The 1211-nt window shown below is 56.3% G+C and carries 1 protein-coding gene; it reads right to left on the minus strand.

All coding sequences use genetic code 11. The annotated features are described in order from the left end of the window. On the minus strand, positions 1-482 hold a 482-nt coding region (locus tag EN750_RS35160), incomplete at its 3' end, for a glycosyltransferase family 2 protein (protein ID WP_145968234.1). Positions 483-1211 lie beyond the last annotated feature (729 nt).

Below are 1211 nucleotides of genomic sequence, written 5' to 3' on the forward strand. Positions count from 1 at the left end.
CACCAGCGAACTGTCTCTTCGGAGGGATCCTCGTCGGCCAGCCAGGTATCGTGCGGGTAATCCTGTGCCAGCATCGCTTCGAGCGTGCGCGCAACGACGGCAAACGGTTCGGAGGGGGCCTTGGTGACCACCATCGCGACCCGCGAACGCTTCGGGATCGTGTGAAGCTTGGACGGTTTTTTCGACGCATGCACGTTCAAGAGAAAGTACAACGGCATGAGCGTGAGCCATACCAGGATGAGTGTTGCGAACGTGTATGGCCCGAGATGTTCGACATGCTCCGGCTTCAGCCACCATATCCAGAAAAACCCGAGTGTGCAGAACCAGAAAGCCAGCGCCAGTCTCAGGATCCATTGCTGAATGGCCGACAGCACGGGCACCAGAAAGGGTCCCTTCTGCGCAGTGACTGCCAGAGCCGCCTCAGATCGATGCGCCCGTCTGCTCTTATGGCCGACGACGCCATCATGCACGGAAGCACTCATACACTTACTCGCCCGCCACTTTGGGCTTCCGCCGACAAGGTGGCTGGAAGCTCCCAAAATCCCAGGATTAGAATTAGCTAATGCTTTCTTAGCGTCAACTAAATTAATTGTTTGTTGAACATGATTATTGAGATTTGGTTAACCTAACGCGTATCGGGGGAGGAATAGCCGCTACCGAGCAGTCAGTCTGGCGGCGAGCCGGTAAACTCTTCGGTGCTGGAAATTCACCGACGGGTCGAGGCAGTCGGAGGGGATCCGGCCAAAGCCGTTAACCATGTTGCCGTCGTCAAGGTTAAGCAACCGTTAATTGTGCTTGACTCTTGGCCCTGACCGGCTCTTAAATTAGCCAGGGATGATATATCGGGATTTTGACGCGAATTTGTGAGTATCGCGGCGAACTTTCTCTCGAACGCCCCCTGTATAGGGGCTTGAGAGGTAATTTTGGGTGGCTCTGTGCCAGGTTCGCACATCCGCCAATGGGGTCGCTCCGAAATCCCGCAGATTCTGCCAAATAGAGCCGATCGGTTTTTGGGTAGTCGTGTCGATCAGGCATCGATGCGCACGGGCAAGCCTTAACTTCCGAAAGAGGTTGGGGCCATGGGAGATCGACATGAAACACTCCACAGTAAAAGCACTCGCAATCGCGCTGGCATTGGGCGGAAGCGCCGCGTTCCCCACGGCAGGAGGCGCTGGCTCGGTAGCCGCGACGGACCCCGTCCAAACGAGCAG

This window comes from Mesorhizobium sp. M7A.F.Ca.ET.027.03.2.1 (assembly GCF_003999175.1).
Taxonomy (GTDB): Bacteria; Pseudomonadota; Alphaproteobacteria; order Rhizobiales; family Rhizobiaceae; genus Mesorhizobium.